This window comes from Pseudomonas sp. TWP3-2, from assembly GCF_049897765.1.
Classification (GTDB): Bacteria; Pseudomonadota; Gammaproteobacteria; order Pseudomonadales; family Pseudomonadaceae; genus Aquipseudomonas.
Map to the genome: position 1 here is coordinate 138,727 of NZ_JAFCWW010000004.1, position 18,112 is coordinate 156,838.

The following is an 18,112-nucleotide window of genomic DNA, read 5'->3' on the forward strand; positions in this document are numbered from 1 at the left end:
CAAGAAGCCCTGCTTTAACTGCGCCCGAGGTTGTCGGATAGCACCGCAAAAACTCGCTCACAGCGCCCGAAATGTTGCTCCGGTGTTTCTCCTGGCAGCGGTTGCCACGCCACATCCTCTGCGCACTTGGGATCGAGGCGCAGGGTCAGCATGAACTCGCGTTGCTCCGGTGTGTTCCATTGCCAGGTTTCGAGCAGATCAATCTGCTCTTCCAGCCATTCGAGGATGTTGCGGGTTTGCGAAAGTTCTGCGGCAGTTTCTGCGTGATTTACCAGCAACCAGCGTTTCAAGTTTGCCTGCAGGATTTCCCGCGAACGCTCCGGCGGTGTCGGGACTTGTAGCCAAGGCGCAGGATTCGGCACCGTATACATCCCCGGCTTGGTGTTGTTTACGCTTTTCCACTGATCCTCGTCCCAATACATCACGCTGCTGAGCGGCCCGAGCAATAGAGGCCAATCGGTCTCTTTCAGAATGCCCAGGCAGCGCGCGAGAACGCGGTTGTCCTGGAAGCGAAACAGCGAGCGGTCGCCGTCTTCGTCGATCACCATGCGCGCGATCCAGTGCTGGGTCAGGCTGTCGAGGTCAGCCTTGTCCATGCTGCCGATCCAGCCCCAGTTGCGTTGCGGGTCGTCCAGTAACTTGCGGAAAGCTTCGTCACCCGGGTTTTGCAGTTCGGTCAGCCAAGGGCTGATTGACGCGAACTGCGCGAATTCGGTGCGGCGATAGAGTTGCACCGAGCGCTTCATCACGCCAGCGCTGTACAGCGGGGTGACCGGGTTGGGCTCGGCGAGGCTGTCGAGGGCGAGGATCAGCACGCGATTCAGGCGCGCCTGCTCGCCCAGCCATTTGTTGAGGGCGTCGCTCATGCTGTGGCTCCCAGATCACATTTACCTTCGCGGCACGCTTCACAGATCGGGCAGCGAATGTCGCCTGCTTTACGGGCTGCTTTGGCCATGGCCATTTGCACGGCAGCCGGGACGAGCAGAGCGCCGGCCTTGTCTTTGGCGGCCGCCCACGGGATGACCGGGGCCAGAATCCCAATCCCGCTCCCCACCCCCGGAGCACCACCCGTATTAACCTTCACCTCAGCCCCGCTGATAGTCACGCCACCCGCATCAACCTTGACGAAGCTCCCTCCAGCCTTGGCCGTCAGTTCCATCCCGCCTTCGACGACGACTTTCTCGCCAGCGTGGTAGTGAATCTCCGTCCCTGCCTCGACGAACTGCCCGGTGCCCACCTTCACATGCTGAGTCACGCCGACCGTCAGGTGATCGTCCGCACGCATTTCACTCTTGCGATCGAGATAGGTGATGCGGTGTTCTTCGACCTTGAATTCGCTTAATACATTGGCTTCGACCGTGTCATGCCGTTCGTTGCCGACGCGGATTTTCTGGTCGTGCTCGATGTTTTCGTCCCAGTCGCGTTGGGCGTGGATGTAGATTTGCTCGACGCCTTTTTTGTCTTCGATGCGGAATTCGTTGTAGCCCTTGCCGCCCGGTGAGCTGAGGGTTTTGAAGGTGCTGCGGGTTTTGTTGGCCGGCAGGTCGTAGGGGACGACGTTTTCCTTGTGGTACAGGCAACCGGTGACCAGCGGCTGGTCGGGATCGCCTTCGAGGAAGGTTACGAGCACTTCCATGCCGACGCGTGGGATGGCGATGCCACCGTAGGCGCTGCCGGCCCAACCGCTGGCGATGCGCATCCAGCAGGTGGTCTGGTCGTTGGCCTGGCCGTCGCGATCCCAGAAGAACTGGACTTTGATGCGGCCGTACTGATCGCAGTGGATTTCTTCGCCGGGCGGGCCGGTGACGATGGCGGTCTGGCTGCCGAGGACTTTGGGTTTCGGGTGTTCGAGGGCAGGGCGGAAGTGTGCGTCCCACGGCGTGGCGAGGAAGCTGTTGCGGTAGCCCTGATGGAAATCGCTTTTGTTGTCGGTGACGTCGCTGGTGACGTTTTCGCCGAGCACTTGCGGCTGCTTGCCTTCGTGGACGATTTCCAGCAGCAGCCACATGTCGTTCCACTCGGCGCGCGGGTGTTCGGCGAGGGTCAGGAAGTGGCCGCTGGTGAGGGTAGGTTCGTCACCTTTGCCCTCGGCAAGCTTGTAGTCGCTGCGATGACGTTCGAGGGCGCGGGTCGAGAGGAACTTGCCACGCTCGCGGGTGGTGAAACGACCGGGGTAGTCGTAATCCTCGAGATCCGGGGCGAACTCGGATTTGGCCGCGCCTTCGGGCAGGATCTTAGGCTTCTCGAAATCGTAATCGCGGCGGCTGACGCGGGTGGTGCGGGTTTCCAGGCGCAGGTTGAAGCGCTTGATCACCGGTTTATCGGCGGTCATGCCCGAGTCTTGCTGATAGTTGACCGCTTTCAGTTTGCGGAACACCGTCTGGTCATCGCCGAACACCAGTTTGTGCCCGCTGCTGCTGTGCTGGAAGTGGAAGTGAATGCCTTCTTCTTCACATAGACGCTGGATGAAATGCAGGTCGGATTCGTCGTACTGCACGCAGTAATCACGCTGCGGGTACTCGGCGCTGAGCTGAAAGCTGTAGGCATCGGCGAGAATCCCGCGATCTTCCAGAACCTTGGCAATGATCTTCGGCACGGTTAACTGCTGGAAAATCTGCTGATCATGGTTGTGGCGCAGGTAGGCGAGTTGCGGCACCAGACTGATGCTGTAGCGGGTCAGGGTCTTGCCGGAATCACCTTGCTCGATGCGGTACACCAGACCGTGAATCTTGCCTTCGCCAGTGGCGCCGAATGTCAGGCAGCCAGGCTTGTGCAGGAGTTCTTCGAGCTTGAGGTCGGGGCGTGCGCTGACCAGTTCAATGTCGAAACGGAAGGGCTGGTTGAGGGCTTCGCGACCGGTGAAGCTGAGCACTTGCAGGTCGGCGGAGGCGCCTTCGAGCGTGAGGGTGATGTGGGTTGCGTTGGCGTCCAGCATGCCTTGAATTCCGTCCATTGAATAAGCAGGGTGTCGATGTTGCAGGAATAGCCGATCTCGTACAACCCGAAAATGCCGTAGGCAATACCCGCCGGGGCTATAGGGAAATCCCTTAGGACTGACGTTTCGCACAATGAATTCGGGCGTTCGACTACAAGCCAGCAACGCTGATGCACTGTCTCAGGCCCTTCGAATAGCGAAGAACAATCGGTCAGTTTCAGACTAAAGTCGCCTGTAGCACATCAAAGCCATCTGCCATCATCGCTTTTCACCCCCGCGTTTCACTTCCTCCCGGCGTATGTCGATCCGGATCGGAAGCTTTTTTTTAGCGATTTGCGCGTGGCGCAATCGCTGTTCTGTTGGAGTTTTTCATGCGTCCCCCATTTGCCCTCATCACCCCGCGTCCGTCATTGGGCTTCGGAGCCTTGCTGCTGTGCGCCGGTTTTACCGCGCAGGCGCAGGCCAGCGGATTTCTCGACGACACCACGGCGAAAATCGAATCGCGCACGGTGTATTTCAACCGCGATTTCCGCGACGGGCACACGTCGAATGATCAGGGCGCGTCCAAGCGTGAAGAGTCGGCTCAGGGCTTCATCTTCAACCTGCAATCGGGTTACACCGAAGGCACGGTCGGTTTCGGTATTGATGCGCTGGGCATGCTCGGTTTCAAACTCGACTCCAGCGCCGACAGCAGCAACAGCGGGCTGCTGCCGTCCAGCGGCGATAACCCGCGCGGCTCGAAGGATCAATACGCCAAGCTCGGCTTGACCGCCAAGGTGAAAGTCTCGGATACAGTGCTGAAGTACGGCGCACTGTTGCCGGATCTGCCGCTGCTCAAATACAACGACGGCCGCTTGCTTCCAACCATGTTCAATGGCGCAATGCTGACGTCCAAGGAAGTGAAGGATTTGACCTTCATGGCCGCGCGTCTGGACAAATACACCGCGCGCGATTCTACCGATTCGCAAGACCTGCGCGTGCACTGCAAGAACAAGCGCTATGCCTGTAACACCACCGCCGATCATTTCGACATGTACGGCTTCGACTACAAGATCAACGACCGCCTGACCGGCCAGTATCACTACGCCGAACTGGAAGACATCTACCGTCAGCACTTCGTTGGTCTGTTGGCCAACCAGCCACTGGGTAACGGCGTGTTGAAAGCCGATGTGCGGTTGCTCAAGAGTGCCGACAGCGGCGCGGCGCGAGCGGGTTCGATTGATAACCGCGCGTTGAGCAGCATGTTGTCCTACGCAGTCAGCGGTCATACCTTCAGCGCCGGTTGGCAGCGCATGAACGGTGACAACTCGATGCCATATCTGGATGGCAGCAATCCGTATCTGGTCAACTATGTGCAGGTGAATGACTTCGCCGCCGCGCAGGAACGTTCGTGGCAGTTGCGTTATGACTATGACTTCAAGGCGATCGGCATCAAGGGTCTGAGCTTCCTGACGCGTTATGTGAATGGCGATCACATCAAGGTGCCGGGCAGTGATCAGGAAGGTAAAGAGTGGGAACGCGACAGCGAATTGAAGTACGTGGTGCAGAGCGGCACGTTCAAGGATGTGAGCCTGCGTTTGCGTAACGCGACGTACCGGACCAACTACGAAAAGTTTGCCCGGGATGTGGATGAGACCCGGTTGATTGTGAGTTACAACTTCTCAGTCCTGTAATTTGTAGTGTCTGGGAGACCGGCATCGCGGGCAAACCCGCTCCCACAGTGACCGCGTCGTGCACACCATTTGTGAACACCACTGAACCTGTGGGAGCGGGCTTGCCCGCGATGGCGCTCGTTCAGGCGCCGCCTGCTACAACCAGTGCCAGAACCGGCTCCAGAACCCGCGATTCAGGTCGTTCTTGCACCCGGCATACTGGCGGGCATAGACGTCCGAGCGGTTTTGGACTTTGCGCGCAGTCGGCATCAACCAGGCCTTGGCGGCGTAGGTCTTTTGACGATAGCCGCCCCAGCCCTCGTGGTAGTTCAGGTATTGGTTATAGGCGTCGTACTTGTACACGCCGTTGATCGACGTGGTCTTGTCCATGTACCAGCCGACAAAGTCGATGGCGTCGTCGAAGTCTTCACGATCAGCGCCGCTGCGGCCGGTGCTTTTCTGGTAGTCGGCCCACACTTCGTCCTTGGCCTGCGCATAACCCGAGGCAGTCGAGACGCGGCCCCACGGGATCACCCACAACAGGTATTTGCGCGGCGTCTTGGCGTCGTAGCGATAGCCTGACTCTTGATACATGATCGCGAACGGCACCTGGATCGGCACACCCCAGCGCTTTTGCGTGACTTGCGCGGCGTCGTACCAATCGCCTTTTTCGCGGAAGATTTCGCAAATGTCTTCAGGCGAACGCGGCGGCGAGGTGCCGCATCCGCTCAGCACCGCCGCCAATGTTAAAAGTCCAACCATCCGCCCTGAATTCAAAAGCTGTCATCCCGTCATGCGCGTAAAAAAGGCGGCAGTTTACTCGCTCAGGTCAACTGGTGGCGATAAGGCAAATCCGGGCCGGTCTTGCTGCAGGTCAGCGCGGCGGCTTGCACGGCAAATTTGAGCATCGCGTCGATCTGTTCGCGACCCAACCCTTGCACGCCCTCGACTGAATCCAGCCCTTGCTCGGTCAGCCACGTAATCAACGCGGCCTGGAAGGTATCCCCCGCGCCGACCGTATCGGCGATCTGCACCGAACACGCCGGCACCGACCATGAGCCATGGGCACGACTGAACACTGTTGCGCCGTCGCCACCTCGGGTCAGAAATACCACTTGGCAGCGATGTTCGAGCCAACCCTGGATGACGCGTTGCGGATCCTGCTCCGGGTAGAGCAGGCTCAAGTCCTCGTCGCTGACTTTGATCAGATCCGCCAGTTGCACCAGCGTGGCAATGCGTTCGCGCCACAGATCGATGTTCGGCTCGGGATTGAGGCGCACGTTCGGGTCGAGGCTGATCAGGCGTTTGCCGCTTTCACGTTTGACCAGTGCGAGCAGGGTGTCGGCAATCGGCTGCACCACCAGCGAAAATGATCCAATGTGCAGACCGCGCACTTCAGGGCCGAGCGCCGGCAGATGCGCCTCACTCAATTGGCGATCAGCGCAGCCTTCACCACGGAAGCTGTAATGCGGCGAGCCATTGGCCCCGACTGCAACCATCGCCAGCGTGGTCGGCGCGGCAAAATCCACCAGATAGTCCGGACGCACGCCTTCTTCTTGCAACACTTGCCGCAAACGCCGGCCGAGGTAATCGGTGGACAGCCCGGCGAACAGCGCCGAATCCACGCCCAAGCGGCGCAATCCCACCGCGACGTTGAATGGCGAACCGCCGGCAATCGCCTTGAAATTGACCTTCGAGGCCAGACCGCTGGCATCGTCTTCGCTGAAAAAATCAAACAGGGCTTCGCCACACACCAGGTACATAGTTGTTCGCTCTTATAGGGTTGCGACATGCTGTTGATAGCGTTCATAGACCTGCTGAAACGCCGCGACATGCGCGGCAATCGGCAGGGTTTCACTGCTCAAATCGAGTTTCACGCAGCGCTGGCACAGGTCTGCCAACGTGTGTTCGTGACCGTTCGACCATGACGTGCACCACGCCGCCTGAATCGCCGCGCCAAGCGCTGCTGCTTCGCTTTGTTCGGTGCAGATGACCGGGGTGTTCATGATGTCGGCGACGATCTGCCGCCACACTGCGCTCTTCGAGCCGCCGCCGATTAAACAAATGCTGCGGCTTTGTAAACCATTCTGGCGCAACAGATCCAGTCCATAACGCAAGCCGAAGGTTGTGCCTTCGACCACGGCCCGGCACAGATTGGCCTGGGTCAGGTTGCTGCTGGTCAGGCCGTGCAGGCTGCCGCTGGCGTGGGGTAGGGCGGGGACGCGTTCGCCGTTGAGGAACGGCAGCATGCTCACGCCTTCGGCACCAATTTGTGCTTGTTCGACCAGCGCATTGAATTGGTCGAGATCGAGGTCGAACAGCTCGCGGATAGCGCCGGTAGCATTGGTCAGGTTCATGGTGCAGATCAGCGGCAGCCAGCCCCCGCTGGAGGAACAGAAGGTCGCGACCGACGCGTCCGGACTGACCTTGGGCACGTCGGAGTAGGCGTACACGGTGCCGGACGAACCGAGGCTCATGGTGATCGCGCCCGGCTGAATATTGCCAGTGCCGATGGCGCCCATCATGTTGTCGCCGCCGCCGCTTGAGACCAGTGCGCCGGGGTTGATCCCCAGATGCTCGGCAATCGCTGGCAGAATTGTGCCGACCGGTTGGTGAGCGTCGATCAGTTCCGGCAACGCTGATTGCAGGCGTCCGCTTGAGTCGATGTCGCGCAGCAGTTGCAAGTCCCACTGACGAGTGCGCACGTTGAAATAACCGGTGCCGGAAGCATCGCCGTACTCGCTGCAACTGCGGCCGGTGAGCCAGAAGTTCAGGTAGTCGTGGGGCAACAGAATGCGGGCGATGCGCGAGAAAACTGCCGGGTGTTGTTCTTTGGTCCAGAGCAGTTTGGACACGGTGTAGCCCGGCGCGATGACCACGCCGAGGCGTTCGAGCGAACCGGTTTCGCCGCCCAGATGTGCCAGCAAGCGCTGGTTTTCAGCGCTGGTTTCGGTGTCGCACCAGAGCTTGGCCGGGCGCAGAACCTGGCCTTGGTCGTCGAGCAATACCAGCCCGTGTTGCTGGCCGGACACGCCGATGCCGAGGATTGCCTGGCCGTCCACATTCGCGTCGAGCAGCGCTTGACGAGTGGCGAGGGCGAGCGCTTGCAGCCATTGAGCGGTGTCCTGTTCGCGCCGGCCGTTGGCGGCGCTGATCAGCGTGTGCGGCGCGGCACCCTGGCCGAGGACTTCGCCGCTGGAGGCGTCGAGGATGACGGCTTTGGTGCCCTGGGTGCCGCAGTCGATGCCGAGGAAGAGTTGTCGGGTTGTCACAGTCAGATCCTCAGGGTGTCAGATAGGTCCAGGTGAAGCCAATCGCTGGCAAGCCAGCTCCCACAGGTTCCAGGTCGTACGCGAAATTGGTGAACGACGGAAAACCCATTGGGAGCTGGCAAGCCAGCTCCCACAGTTTCCAGGTCGTGCGCGAAATTGGTGAACGACAGAAAACCCATTGGGAGCTGGCAGGCCAGCTCCCACAATTTCCAGGTCGTACGCGAAATTGGTGAACGACAGAAAACCCATTGGGAGCTGGCAGGCCAGCTCCCACAATTTCCAGGTCGTACGCGAAATTGGTGAACGACGGAAAACCCTGTGGGAGCTGGCTTGCCAGCGATGACGTCAGCGAATTCACCGCATCACTCAGGCAAGCACGCGCTCTAGAGTCTGCGTCACGCCAACCTCGCGCAAACTCTGCAGACACCACTCAAACGCCGCCAAAAACTCCGCCGACTGCGCTATCTCCGTACCAAAAATCTCATCAACCCCCAGCAACCGCTGACTGATCAAAGCATCCTCCGCCACCAGCGCCTGGCAAAACGCTGCCCGTGGATCAGGAATCGAATAGACCTCACCATTCTCATCCACCCCCTTCAAATACAGCGCCCAAGCCGCCACCACCAACGCCGCCCGCTTGGTTTCCCGCCCATCATCAATCAACCGATTAATCGTCGGAACAGTGAACTTGGGAAACTTCGACGAACCATCCGAACAAACCCGCTCCAACTGATCAGCAATCGCCTGATTGGAAAAGCGCGCCACCAGTGTGTCCTTGTAATCGGACAAATCGATCCCCGGCACCGGCGCCAGTTGCGGAGTCACGTCCAGATCCATATAGGCGCGCATGTAACGCACGAACAGCGGGTCATTCATGGTCTCGTGAACGAAGCGGTAGCCCTTCAAAAAGCCCAGATAAGTCAGGGCGAGATGACTGCCGTTGAGCAGCTTGATCTTCATCTCTTCATACGGCGAAACATCGTCGGTGAACTGCACGCCGACCTTTTCCCACGCCGGCCGACCGTTGACGAATTTGTCTTCCAGCACCCACTGCACGAAGGGCTCGCAGACCACCGGCCAGGCGTCGTCCACCGCGTGTTTATCGGCCAGTTGCAGGCGATGCGCGGTGCTGGTCATTGGTGTGATGCGATCGACCATCGCGTTAGGGAAACTCACGTTGGTCTCGATCCAGTCACGCAGTTCGCTATCGCGCAACGCAGCAAACGCCAGCAGCGCTTTACGCGTGACGGCGCCATTGTGCGGCAGGTTATCGCAGGACATCAGGGTGAACGCCGGAGTGCCGGCAGCGCAGCGTTTGGCCAAGGCTGCGCAGAGGAAGCCGAACACGGTTTTCGGTTGATCCGGATGGGCCAGGTCATGCTGAATCTGCGGCAGATGCGCCATGAATTCGCCGTTGCTGTCGTCGATGCAGTAACCGCCCTCGGTGATGGTCAGCGAGACAATACGAATCTGCGGATCGGCGAGTTTGTCGATCAATGCCTGAGCGCCATCCTCAGCCAAGAGCATGTCGCGGATCGCGCCGATGACGCGGACTTCGGTGTCATCGCTGTCGCCGAGTTCGAACAGGGTGAACAGGTAATCCTGCTCTTTCAAATCGTCACGGGCGCGGCGGTCTTCCGCGCGCAGGCCGACGCCGCAGATCGCCCAGTCCAGCGCTTCGCCGGTGTTCATCAGCGCGTCGGTGTAATACGCCTGATGCGCGCGGTGAAAGCCGCCGACGCCGATGTGCGCGATGCCTTGGCGGGTGTCGCTAAGGCTGTACGCCGGCAGTTGCACTTCGGCGGCGAGGCGATTGAGGTTGGAGATGTTGAGTTTCATCAGTCAGTCCCGAAATCAGGCGGCTGCGCGCAGCGGGCGGGTCAGCGCCACGCCGTCGGCATCAAATAAATGGCAGTGGCTGGCGTCGAGATGCAGGCTCAATTGCTCGCCATAACGGCTCGCCAAGTCTCCGCGCACACGCATGGTCAGGGCTTCGCCGGCATTGGTGTTGACGTGGCAGAAGGTGTCGCTGCCCAGACGTTCGCTGACGTCGGCAGTGACTTGCAAGGTGCAGTCGCCGGTTTGCGCGAGCTCAAGATGCTCCGGGCGAATGCCTAGGGTCACGGCACCGCCGACGCTCAGGTTCGCCGAGCTGAAGGGCAGGCTGATGCGCGTGCCGGCGTCCAGGGCGACTTCGCAACTCTGGCTGTCGACCCGCGCGACTTTGCCTTTGAGGAAACCCATTTTCGGCGTGCCGAGAAAACCGGCTACGAACAGGTTGGCCGGGTTGTGATACAGATCCAGCGGCGAGCCGACCTGCTCGATCTTGCCGCCATTCAGTACTACGACCTTGTCGGCCATGGTCATAGCTTCCACTTGATCGTGGGTCACGTAAATCATCGTCGCTTGCAGGTCTTTGTGCAGACGCAGCAGTTCCAGACGCATTTGCACACGTAGCGCGGCGTCGAGGTTGGACAGCGGTTCGTCGAACAGGAAGATTTTCGGGTTGCGCACAATCGCCCGGCCGATCGCTACACGCTGGCGCTGGCCACCGGACAGTTGTTTTGGCTTGCGTTCGAGCATCGGCCCGAGTTCGAGAATGCGTGCTGCTTCGCCGACTTTCTTCTCGACTTCAGCTTTTGGTACGCCGGCCAGATCGAGGGCGAACGACATGTTCTTTTTCACGGTCATGTGCGGGTACAAGGCGTAGGTCTGGAACACCATCGCCAGGTCGCGTTTGGCCGGGCTGACTTCGGTGATGTCGCGGCCGTCGAGTTCGATGGTGCCGCCGCTGACTTCTTCAAGGCCGGCGATCAAACGCAGCAGGGTGGATTTGCCGCAGCCGGACGGGCCGACGAATACCACGAATTCCTTGTCGTTCACCTCAAGGTCAATGCCCTTGATGATGGAAAAGCCTTCGAAGCCTTTTTGCAGATTCTTGATTTTCAGGTTGGCCATGATGGTGGGCCTCCGCGTTGTTGTTTTTTTAGATCAAAAGATCGCAGCGTGCCGCAGCTCCTACAGGGGGACGGCGTGCTCTGTGTAGGAGCTGCCGAAGGCTGCGATCTTTTGCTTTTGATTCATTTCACGGCGCCGAACGACAGGCCGCGCACCAGTTGTTTCTGACTGAACCAGCCAAAGATCAGGATCGGCGCACAGGCCAGGGTCGAGACCGCCGATAACTTGGCCCAGAACAACCCTTCGGGACTTGAGTAGGACGCGATCAACGCAGTCAGCGGTGCGGCTTTGGATGAGGTCAGGTTCAGCGACCAGAACGCCTCGTTCCAACACAGAATCAGCGACAGCAGCACCGTGGAGGCCAATCCGCCCTTGGCAATCGGCAGCAGCACGCGAACCATTTCCTGCCACAGCGTGGCGCCGTCGAGGCGGGCGGCTTCGAGGATGTCTCTGGGGATGTCTTTGAAGTAGGTGTAAATCATCCAGACCACAATCGGCAGGTTGATCAGCGTGTAGATCACGATCAGCGCGATGCGCGTATCCAGCAGGCCGAAACTCTTGGCCAGCAGGTAGATCGGCATCAGCACACCCACCGGTGGCAGCATTTTGGTCGAGAGCATCCACAGCAGCGTGCCTTTGGTGCGTTGGGTTTCGTAGAACGCCATCGAGTAGGCTGCCGGCACCGCAATCAGCAGGCACAACGCGGTGGCACTGAAGGAAATCACCACCGAGTTCCAAGCGAAGCTGAAGTAATCGCTGCGCTCGTTGATGTGCAGGTAGTTCTCCAGTGTCGGTGTGAAGATGAACTGCGGCGGCGTTGCGAAGGCGTCGATTTCGGTCTTGAAACTGGTCAGCACCATCCAGAAGATCGGGAAGAAAATGATGATCGCGATGGCCCAGGCCAACGTGCCGAGCAGCAGGCTTTGCAGACGACGGGATTGTTGAAGAGTCATGGCAGGCCTCAGGCTTTGTCGGTCAGGTTTTTGCCGATCATCCGCACCAGAATGATCGCGGCGATGTTGGCGATGACCACGGCGATCAAGCCGCCAGCAGACGCCATGCCGACGTCGAACTGCACCAGCGCCTGGTTGTAGATCAGGTAGGCGAGGTTGGTCGAGGCATAGCCGGGGCCACCGTTGGTGGTGGTGAAAATCTCGGCAAACACCGACAGCAGGAAGATCGTTTCGATCATCACCACCACGGCAATCGGCCGCGCCAGATGCGGCAGGGTGAGGTGCCAGAAAATCGCAATCGGACCTGCGCCATCCAGGCGTGCAGCTTCTTTCTGTTCCTGATCCAGGGACTGCATCGCCGTCATCAGAATCAGGATTGCGAACGGCAGCCATTGCCACGACACAATGATGATGATCGACAGCAGCGGGTAGTGCGCCAGCCAGTCCACCGGTTGCGCGCCGAACAGCTTCCAGAGGTAGGCGAGGATCCCCGACACCGGATGGAAAATCAGGTTCTTCCAGATCAGCGCGCCGACCGTGGGCATGATGAAGAACGGCGAAATCAGCATCACCCGCACGATGCCGCGACCGAGGAATTCACTGGCCTCCAACAATGCACTGATCAGCACGCCCAACACCACGCTGATCAGCAACACACTGCCTACCAGCAGCAACGTGTTGGACGCTCCCGGCAGAAACCCGGAATCAGTCAGGAAGTAGCTGAAGTTATCCAGCCCGACGAATTCGTTTTCACCGGGGTAGAGCAGGTTGTAGCGGATCATCGAAAAGTAGATGGTCATGCCCAGTGGCACGATCATCCACAGCAGCAACAGGGCCACCGAAGGGCTGACCAGAAACCAGCCGGGATTGGCCACGCGGCTTTTGCGCTGCGGCTGGGCGAGGTCGATGTGGGCTTTGGCAGTTGAAGTATTCATGGCGATCACAACCAATGATGAACAGGCAGACGAAGTTCACTGTGGGAGCTGGCTTGCCAGCGATAGCGGTCTGTCAGCCGACAGCAATGTTGAGTGTGCTGACGCCATCGCGGGCAAGCCCGCTCCCACAGGTTTAGTGGTGGTTACTTGGGGTAACCGGCGCGCTTCATCTCGCGTTCTGTGGTTTGCTGCGCCGCGGCCAGCGCCTGATCAACCGTGGTCTGACCGATCAGAGCCGCCGAGAACAGCTTGCCAACCTGCGTGCCTACCGCCTGAAATTCAGGAATGGTCACCAATTGAATGCCGATGTAGGGCACAGGTTTCAGAGTCGGCTTGCCCGGATCTGCCACCTTTAGCGATTCCAGCGTGACCTTGGCAAACGGCGCGGCGCTCATGTACGCCTCGCTGTAAGTCGAAGCGCGAGTGCCCGGCGGCACGTTGGCGATGCCGTCCTTCTCGGCGACCAGTGCGCCGTACTCCTTGGAGGTAGCCCAGGCACTGAATTGTTTCGCCGCGTCTTTGGCTTTGGAACTGGTCGGAATCGCCAGCGCCCACGAGTACAACCACGCCGAACCTTTCTCGGTGACCTGATGCGGGGCGAAGGTGAAGCCGACATGATCGGCAACCTTGCTCTGAGTCTTGTCAGTCACGAATGAGCCGGCAACGCTGGCATCCACCCAGATCGCGCACTTGCCACTGTTGAACAGTGCGAGGTTTTCGTTGAAGCCGTTGCTGGAAGCACCCGGCGGGCCGGATTTCTTCATGGTTTCGACGTAGAAGTTCAGCGCGTTTTTCCACTCCGGGCCGGTGAATTCAGGTTTCCACTGCTCATCGAACCAGCGCGCGCCGTAGGCATTGGCGACGGTGGTGACCAGCGCCATGTTCTCGCCCCAACCGGCCTTGCCGCGCAGGCAGATGCCGTACTGCTCTTTGTCTTTATTGGTGAGTTTTTCGGCGAAACCGGCAATCTGCTCCCAGGTTGGACGCTCGGGCATGGTCAGGCCGGCATCCTTGAACAGGTCAGTGCGGTAATAAGTGATCGAGCTTTCGGCGTAGAACGGCAGGGCGTACAGCGAACCCTTGACCGACAGGCCTTCGCGCACCGACGGGAACACATCGTCGAGGGCGTAACTGGCCGGCAGATCCTTCATCGGCTCCAGCCAACCCTTGGCGCCCCAGAGTGCGGCTTCGTACATGCCGATGGTCAACACATCGAACTGCCCGCCTTGGGTGGCAATGTCGGTGGTCAGGCGTTGGCGCAGGACGTTTTCTTCCAGCACCACCCAATTGAGCTTGATCTCCGGGTGCTCGGTCTCGAAAGTTTTCGAGAGCTTTTGCATGCGGATCATGTCGCTATTGTTGACGGTGGCGATGGTCAGGGGCTGGGCGCCAAGGCTGACGCTGCTGAGGGTCATGCAGGTGAGGGCCAGCAGAGCTTTTGCAGTGGGTTGCATCGTGCACTCCTTTTCTGAGTCCAGCAGGAATCAGAAGGACAGTTATTGTTTTTGTGTCTTCCGGGGCAGGAAGAATGTGCACTGATTACAGCCTTCAATCGCCGGCGTTACAAATCATCCCTAGCACTGGAACCGATACTTTTTTGCACTGGATTTTTAACCGCGATTCTGCTCGGTCAAGCGTTGCACGACGAGGCGCCGATAATGCGAAGGCGTCATGCCCTTGAGCTGCTGGAAGCGCCGATTGAAATTCGAGATGTTGTTGAAGCCCGACTCGAAACACACCTCGGTCACCGGTTTGTCGCCGTCGGCCAGCAGTTCGCAGGACTTGCTGATGCGCAGGCGATTGACGAACTCGATGAAATTGCGCCCCGTCGCCTGTTTGAACACGCGACTGAAGTAAGTCGGTTTCATGCCCAAATGCTCGGCGACTTCCTCCAGCGGCAGTTCCCGCGCGTAGTGCGCGAAGATGTAATCCACCGCGCGGTTGGTGCGGTCGATGTTGTGCTCGTCGGCCAGTTGCGGCGTAGTCGCGCCGGACAGCAGCTGGTAATCCTCGCTGCCGGCCAGCAGCTCCATCAGGATCAGAAAATGGCCGAGGCGGGTGATGCCGCGCGAATCGGCGATGCGTTGCATCAGCGTCATGGCTTGGCGGATGGTCTGCGGCGAGCGGAACTCGATGCCGTATTGCGCACGCTCCAGCAGCGGCGCCAGAGTTTTCAATTCGGCAAATACCTGATGGCCACTCTCGAACAGCTCGTCAGTGAAGTTGACCAGCATGTCGCGCTTCTCTACCACCTCGTCTTCAGCAACCTGGCTGATCCAGTTGTGCGGCAGATTTGGCCCGGTCAAAAACAAGGTCTGGGGATAGAAATTGCCGATGTAGTCACCGATGAACACCTTGCCCGAACTGGCGACAATCAGGTGCAGTTCGTATTCCTTGTGGAAATGCCAGCGCACCAGCGGGCAGGGGAAGCCATGCTGGCGGTAGATGATGGACAAGCCGTTATGGTCATCCATCAACTCGTAGGAGGGGTCGGTCACGCGGGCAGTTCGGGTCATGGCTGGGTGCTTTTTTTGTTATCGCCAGAGGATCATGCCTCTTTGCGTATCCGTCGCGCTAGCGTGTAGAGCGTTTGATCAAGGGGTGCGCTGGCGAGCTTTGGCCAGGTTCACCGCTCGGCAAAACTCAACCACTCTGGACTCCTCAATGAAATCCACGTTGATAATGTTGCACCTCGCCGCCCAGTCACTGTGAGTCGGATCAAACCACTGATTCAGCTCGTCGTGAATATCCACCGGGCCGCCCAGCGCGGAGTAACAGGTGGCGGAAAGCGACCAAGGTGCCCAGCTGCCAGGTGGTGTCTGCAGAACTTTGTCTATAAAGAATTTCAATTCATCGGCGCTGACCAATGCTTTGCCAATCCATTTATGGTTGATGTAATCGAGAAATACATTGCTATCAAGTTCCCAATGCGATCTTGCGGCAACAAACACTCGCTGCTCAGCGCTGACTTGTTTGAGCTGATGCAGACTGAGATGCATGTTTCTGCTTGGGATAAGCCGGCGCCCGAGCAAGTGAGTAATCATTTTGTTGAAGTAATCGTAATCAAAGTCCGCGCCGTCAAGGCTGTGAAAGTCCAGAAGGATAAATTCATCGGGATTTTTCTGAAGGAAATTATTTACGTCGTCAATGATGTGGCCCAATGTCCTGGAGTTTGGATATTTATCGTGACAGGCTCGAAACCGAGCCAATCCTTCAGCCTTCGGTTCATACACTAACCGGAGGTCCAGAGCCCGTGCGCCGTGCTGCAGCTGGGCGTAAAACGAGTCATGCTGGCACGCCAGCCAATGGCGCGGAGGAGCCCAAATCGGATACGACGCCCGCCAGTCACTGCCCGCGTTGTGAGTGCCCGGCAGCGTCAACTCACAGATTGACAGTGAGTCGATGGCGGGCGTGGCAGCCATCCAGTTAGTCTTGGAATAGTTGTTATCTAGTTCGTTCATGATTGCATCTTGCGTGAATGAATAATGCGCCACCCATCAAGTAGTGAGGGTGGCGGTTGCAAGATGGTTATAAGGCGTAAGTTGCTTGATTGCGATGCAATAATTAATGCAGATTATTGGCTAGTGTGTTCACAAGTTTCGGTAACCCTATGAGTTGCGGTTTTTCGCTTCAATCCATTGCGCCATGTATTGCGTACTTTTGTGTGCGTGGTGGCGCAACATGCTTCCGGTAAAGTTATTGTTTCTTAGTTGGGCAAGATTGTTACGGCATTCGAGCAGTTTGTTGACTAGGGCCAGGCCGTGCTCTGCACGCTGGTAACGCTCCTCCAGCAGTGCATGTCCCCGCGCCTGGGCTGTTTGCCAGCGTGTTTGATCAACGTAGAGTTGCACTGCCGCATTGGCGAAATCTTGCGCGGTCAAGGTCACAGCCCCCGGCCATGCGTGGTGACCGTGCATGGCTTCCGCTCCGATCGGTGTGGTGATGCTCGGGGTGCCGCAAAGCATTGCATCGACCAATTTACCTTTGATTCCGGCACCAAAGCGCAGGGGCGCCAGACAGATCCGCGCATCCGACATGACCTGCAGCGCATCCTCAGCCCAGTTCATCACATGAAAACCCTGAGCCGCGTTGTGCAGCGCGGTCGCCTTGGGCGGCGTGTAAGCACCATATATATGCAGTTGCGCCTTCGGCAGTTGTTCGCGGATCAGCGGCCAGATCGTGGTTTTCATCCACAACACCGCATCCCAGTTGGGCGCGTGGCGAAAGTTACCGATACTCAGAAAGTGCGCGCGCTGTTCGAACGGTTTCGCCGGCTCAACGGGCGGGTCGACCATCAGCGGACACCAGTGCAACAGTTCGCGCGGCAGTTTGAACTGCTCTACCAGCAACTCGATTTCCACTTGCGAGATCATCAAGTTCAGATCACAGCGATAAAGTGCGGCGATCTCGCGTTTGGCCAGATCGGTGTCCGCCATCAACTGAAACTCTTCAGCCAGTGCCGGGGCGAACAACTCATTGAAGTCGTTGGCGTCATCGCTGGCCTTGAGCCGATCTTTCAAGCGCTGGTGCCGAGCGTGCCGCAGACTTTGCAAATCGGAGGTTTCCAAAACGCGCAGGGCGTCGGGGCAGTGCTTCTCCACGCGCCAGCCGAACTGTTCTTCGATCATGAACTGGTCGAACAGGACAATATCCGGCGCCAGCTCACTGATGAACACATCAAAACTGCTGTTGTTCAATTCGATCGGGACTTGGCGAATGCCCAACTCAGTGAGGTCAGCCGGATGTTCGCCGGCACCGGCAGGGCTGGCAAACGTAATGTCCCAGCCCTGACGCAAGAAGGTATCGAGGATTTGCATGACATGCCCACTTGCGGCAGAAGAGCGCGGTTCTGGCCAGACATAACCAATCACCAGCACTCTGATATTGCGGGGGGTGTTCATGGACAACAGGGCCTCGACACGACAACGAATTGGGCTAACACGAAAAGGTCGCGATTAAACCACAGCTGTAGCGCGGGATCACTGGGACGGTCAGTCGGCGATTGACCAACAGGACAATTACGTATTCAAGCTTGCAGGAGTATGCCCTTGACCTTGTCACGCAACTGATCAATCGAAAACGGCTTGCCAATTACATGCATATCTTTCGGTGCATCGATAGTTTCGGCATAACCACTGGCAAACAGGATTGGCAGAGCAGGGCGCAGCTTGCGTGCTTCTTGCGCTAATTCCCGCCCATCCATCCCCGGCAGGCCGACATCAGTCATCATCAAGTCGATATGCACATCATCATTGGCGAGCTGCTCCAGCGCCTGCTCGCCACCATCTGCCTCAAGCACCTTGAACTCCAGTTCCTCCAGCACATCGACAATCAACATACGCACGATGTCGTCGTCTTCTACTACAAGGATGGTGGATGCTGGGGTGGACATATTGGCTGCTCTCGA

General features: G+C 58.5%; 15 protein-coding genes. 1 reads left to right on the plus strand and 14 read right to left on the minus strand.

Going from position 1 to position 18,112, the window contains the following annotated elements; genetic code table 11:
• Positions 1-14: 14 nt before the first annotated feature.
• A complete protein-coding gene (locus tag ACP7EE_RS08265) occupies positions 15-866 on the minus strand; it encodes a DUF4123 domain-containing protein (protein ID WP_426234172.1) in 852 nt (283 codons plus the stop codon).
• Entirely contained in the window at positions 863-2,935 is a 2,073-nt protein-coding gene (locus tag ACP7EE_RS08270; RefSeq protein ID WP_426234173.1) for a type VI secretion system tip protein VgrG, read from the minus strand. Before ACP7EE_RS08270 ends, ACP7EE_RS08265 begins: the two co-directional genes overlap by 4 nt.
• A gap of 371 nt (positions 2,936-3,306) precedes the next feature.
• On the opposite strand from ACP7EE_RS08270, the gene ACP7EE_RS08275 reads away from it, so the two are divergent.
• Positions 3,307-4,608 carry an OprD family porin gene (locus tag ACP7EE_RS08275; protein WP_426234174.1) on the plus strand — a complete coding sequence of 434 codons (1,302 nt, stop codon included), beginning with the start codon at positions 3,307-3,309 and terminating at the stop codon, positions 4,606-4,608.
• A gap of 135 nt (positions 4,609-4,743) precedes the next feature.
• Here the strand turns inward: ACP7EE_RS08275 and ACP7EE_RS08280 are convergent, their stop codons facing one another.
• The 12 genes from ACP7EE_RS08280 to ACP7EE_RS08335 form a co-directional block, all read right to left on the minus strand.
• The gene (locus tag ACP7EE_RS08280; protein ID WP_420649810.1) at positions 4,744-5,349 is read right to left on the minus strand and encodes a hypothetical protein; all 606 of its coding nucleotides are present in this window, start codon (positions 5,347-5,349) and stop codon (positions 4,744-4,746) included.
• A gap of 62 nt (positions 5,350-5,411) precedes the next feature.
• On the minus strand, positions 5,412-6,350 hold the full coding sequence (locus ACP7EE_RS08285; RefSeq protein WP_426234175.1) for a carbohydrate kinase family protein: 939 nt from the start codon (positions 6,348-6,350) through the stop codon (positions 5,412-5,414).
• 12 nt (positions 6,351-6,362) lie between these two features.
• Positions 6,363-7,859 carry a xylulokinase gene (gene xylB / locus ACP7EE_RS08290; RefSeq protein WP_426234176.1) on the minus strand — a complete coding sequence of 499 codons (1,497 nt, stop codon included), beginning with the start codon at positions 7,857-7,859 and terminating at the stop codon, positions 6,363-6,365.
• A 366-nt stretch (positions 7,860-8,225) separates the two neighbouring features.
• The gene (locus tag ACP7EE_RS08295) at positions 8,226-9,698 is read right to left on the minus strand and encodes a mannitol dehydrogenase family protein (RefSeq protein WP_426234177.1); all 1,473 of its coding nucleotides are present in this window, start codon (positions 9,696-9,698) and stop codon (positions 8,226-8,228) included.
• A 15-nt stretch (positions 9,699-9,713) separates the two neighbouring features.
• Positions 9,714-10,817, minus strand: a complete 1,104-nt coding sequence (locus ACP7EE_RS08300; protein ID WP_426234178.1) for an ABC transporter ATP-binding protein — start codon at positions 10,815-10,817, stop codon at positions 9,714-9,716.
• Positions 10,818-10,939: 122 nt separating this feature from the next.
• Positions 10,940-11,770, minus strand: a complete 831-nt coding sequence (locus tag ACP7EE_RS08305) for a carbohydrate ABC transporter permease (RefSeq protein ID WP_426200826.1) — start codon at positions 11,768-11,770, stop codon at positions 10,940-10,942.
• A gap of 8 nt (positions 11,771-11,778) precedes the next feature.
• Positions 11,779-12,705: a carbohydrate ABC transporter permease gene (locus ACP7EE_RS08310; RefSeq protein WP_426200825.1), complete on the minus strand. Its 927-nt coding sequence runs from the start codon at positions 12,703-12,705 to the stop codon at positions 11,779-11,781.
• A 143-nt stretch (positions 12,706-12,848) separates the two neighbouring features.
• Complete coding sequence (locus tag ACP7EE_RS08315) at positions 12,849-14,159, minus strand: ABC transporter substrate-binding protein (RefSeq protein WP_426234179.1); 1,311 nt, start codon at positions 14,157-14,159, stop codon at positions 12,849-12,851.
• A gap of 156 nt (positions 14,160-14,315) precedes the next feature.
• Positions 14,316-15,221, minus strand: a complete 906-nt coding sequence (locus ACP7EE_RS08320; protein ID WP_426234180.1) for an AraC family transcriptional regulator — start codon at positions 15,219-15,221, stop codon at positions 14,316-14,318.
• A gap of 78 nt (positions 15,222-15,299) precedes the next feature.
• A complete protein-coding gene (locus ACP7EE_RS08325) occupies positions 15,300-16,166 on the minus strand; it encodes a phospholipase (protein WP_426234181.1) in 867 nt (288 codons plus the stop codon).
• A gap of 147 nt (positions 16,167-16,313) precedes the next feature.
• Positions 16,314-17,606, minus strand: a complete 1,293-nt coding sequence (locus ACP7EE_RS08330; RefSeq protein WP_426200819.1) for a glycosyltransferase — start codon at positions 17,604-17,606, stop codon at positions 16,314-16,316.
• 125 nt (positions 17,607-17,731) lie between these two features.
• On the minus strand, positions 17,732-18,097 hold the full coding sequence (locus ACP7EE_RS08335; RefSeq protein WP_420649799.1) for a response regulator: 366 nt from the start codon (positions 18,095-18,097) through the stop codon (positions 17,732-17,734).
• Positions 18,098-18,112 lie beyond the last annotated feature (15 nt).

Coding starts and splice junctions, on each gene's coding strand:
- ACP7EE_RS08305 (WP_426200826.1), bottom strand. CDS start 11,770: ATGACTCTTCAACAATCCCGTCGTCTGCAAAGCCTGCTGCTCGGCACG.
- ACP7EE_RS08265 (WP_426234172.1), bottom strand. CDS start 866: ATGAGCGACGCCCTCAACAAATGGCTGGGCGAGCAGGCGCGCCTGAAT.
- ACP7EE_RS08270 (WP_426234173.1), bottom strand. CDS start 2,935: ATGCTGGACGCCAACGCAACCCACATCACCCTCACGCTCGAAGGCGCC.
- ACP7EE_RS08310 (WP_426200825.1), bottom strand. CDS start 12,705: ATGAATACTTCAACTGCCAAAGCCCACATCGACCTCGCCCAGCCGCAG.
- ACP7EE_RS08300 (WP_426234178.1), bottom strand. CDS start 10,817: ATGGCCAACCTGAAAATCAAGAATCTGCAAAAAGGCTTCGAAGGCTTT.
- ACP7EE_RS08335 (WP_420649799.1), bottom strand. CDS start 18,097: ATGTCCACCCCAGCATCCACCATCCTTGTAGTAGAAGACGACGACATC.
- ACP7EE_RS08330 (WP_426200819.1), bottom strand. CDS start 17,606: ATGAACACCCCCCGCAATATCAGAGTGCTGGTGATTGGTTATGTCTGG.
- ACP7EE_RS08280 (WP_420649810.1), bottom strand. CDS start 5,349: ATGGTTGGACTTTTAACATTGGCGGCGGTGCTGAGCGGATGCGGCACC.
- ACP7EE_RS08325 (WP_426234181.1), bottom strand. CDS start 16,166: ATGAACGAACTAGATAACAACTATTCCAAGACTAACTGGATGGCTGCC.
- ACP7EE_RS08285 (WP_426234175.1), bottom strand. CDS start 6,350: ATGTACCTGGTGTGTGGCGAAGCCCTGTTTGATTTTTTCAGCGAAGAC.
- ACP7EE_RS08320 (WP_426234180.1), bottom strand. CDS start 15,221: ATGACCCGAACTGCCCGCGTGACCGACCCCTCCTACGAGTTGATGGAT.
- ACP7EE_RS08315 (WP_426234179.1), bottom strand. CDS start 14,159: ATGCAACCCACTGCAAAAGCTCTGCTGGCCCTCACCTGCATGACCCTC.
- ACP7EE_RS08275 (WP_426234174.1), top strand. CDS start 3,307: ATGCGTCCCCCATTTGCCCTCATCACCCCGCGTCCGTCATTGGGCTTC.
- ACP7EE_RS08295 (WP_426234177.1), bottom strand. CDS start 9,698: ATGAAACTCAACATCTCCAACCTCAATCGCCTCGCCGCCGAAGTGCAA.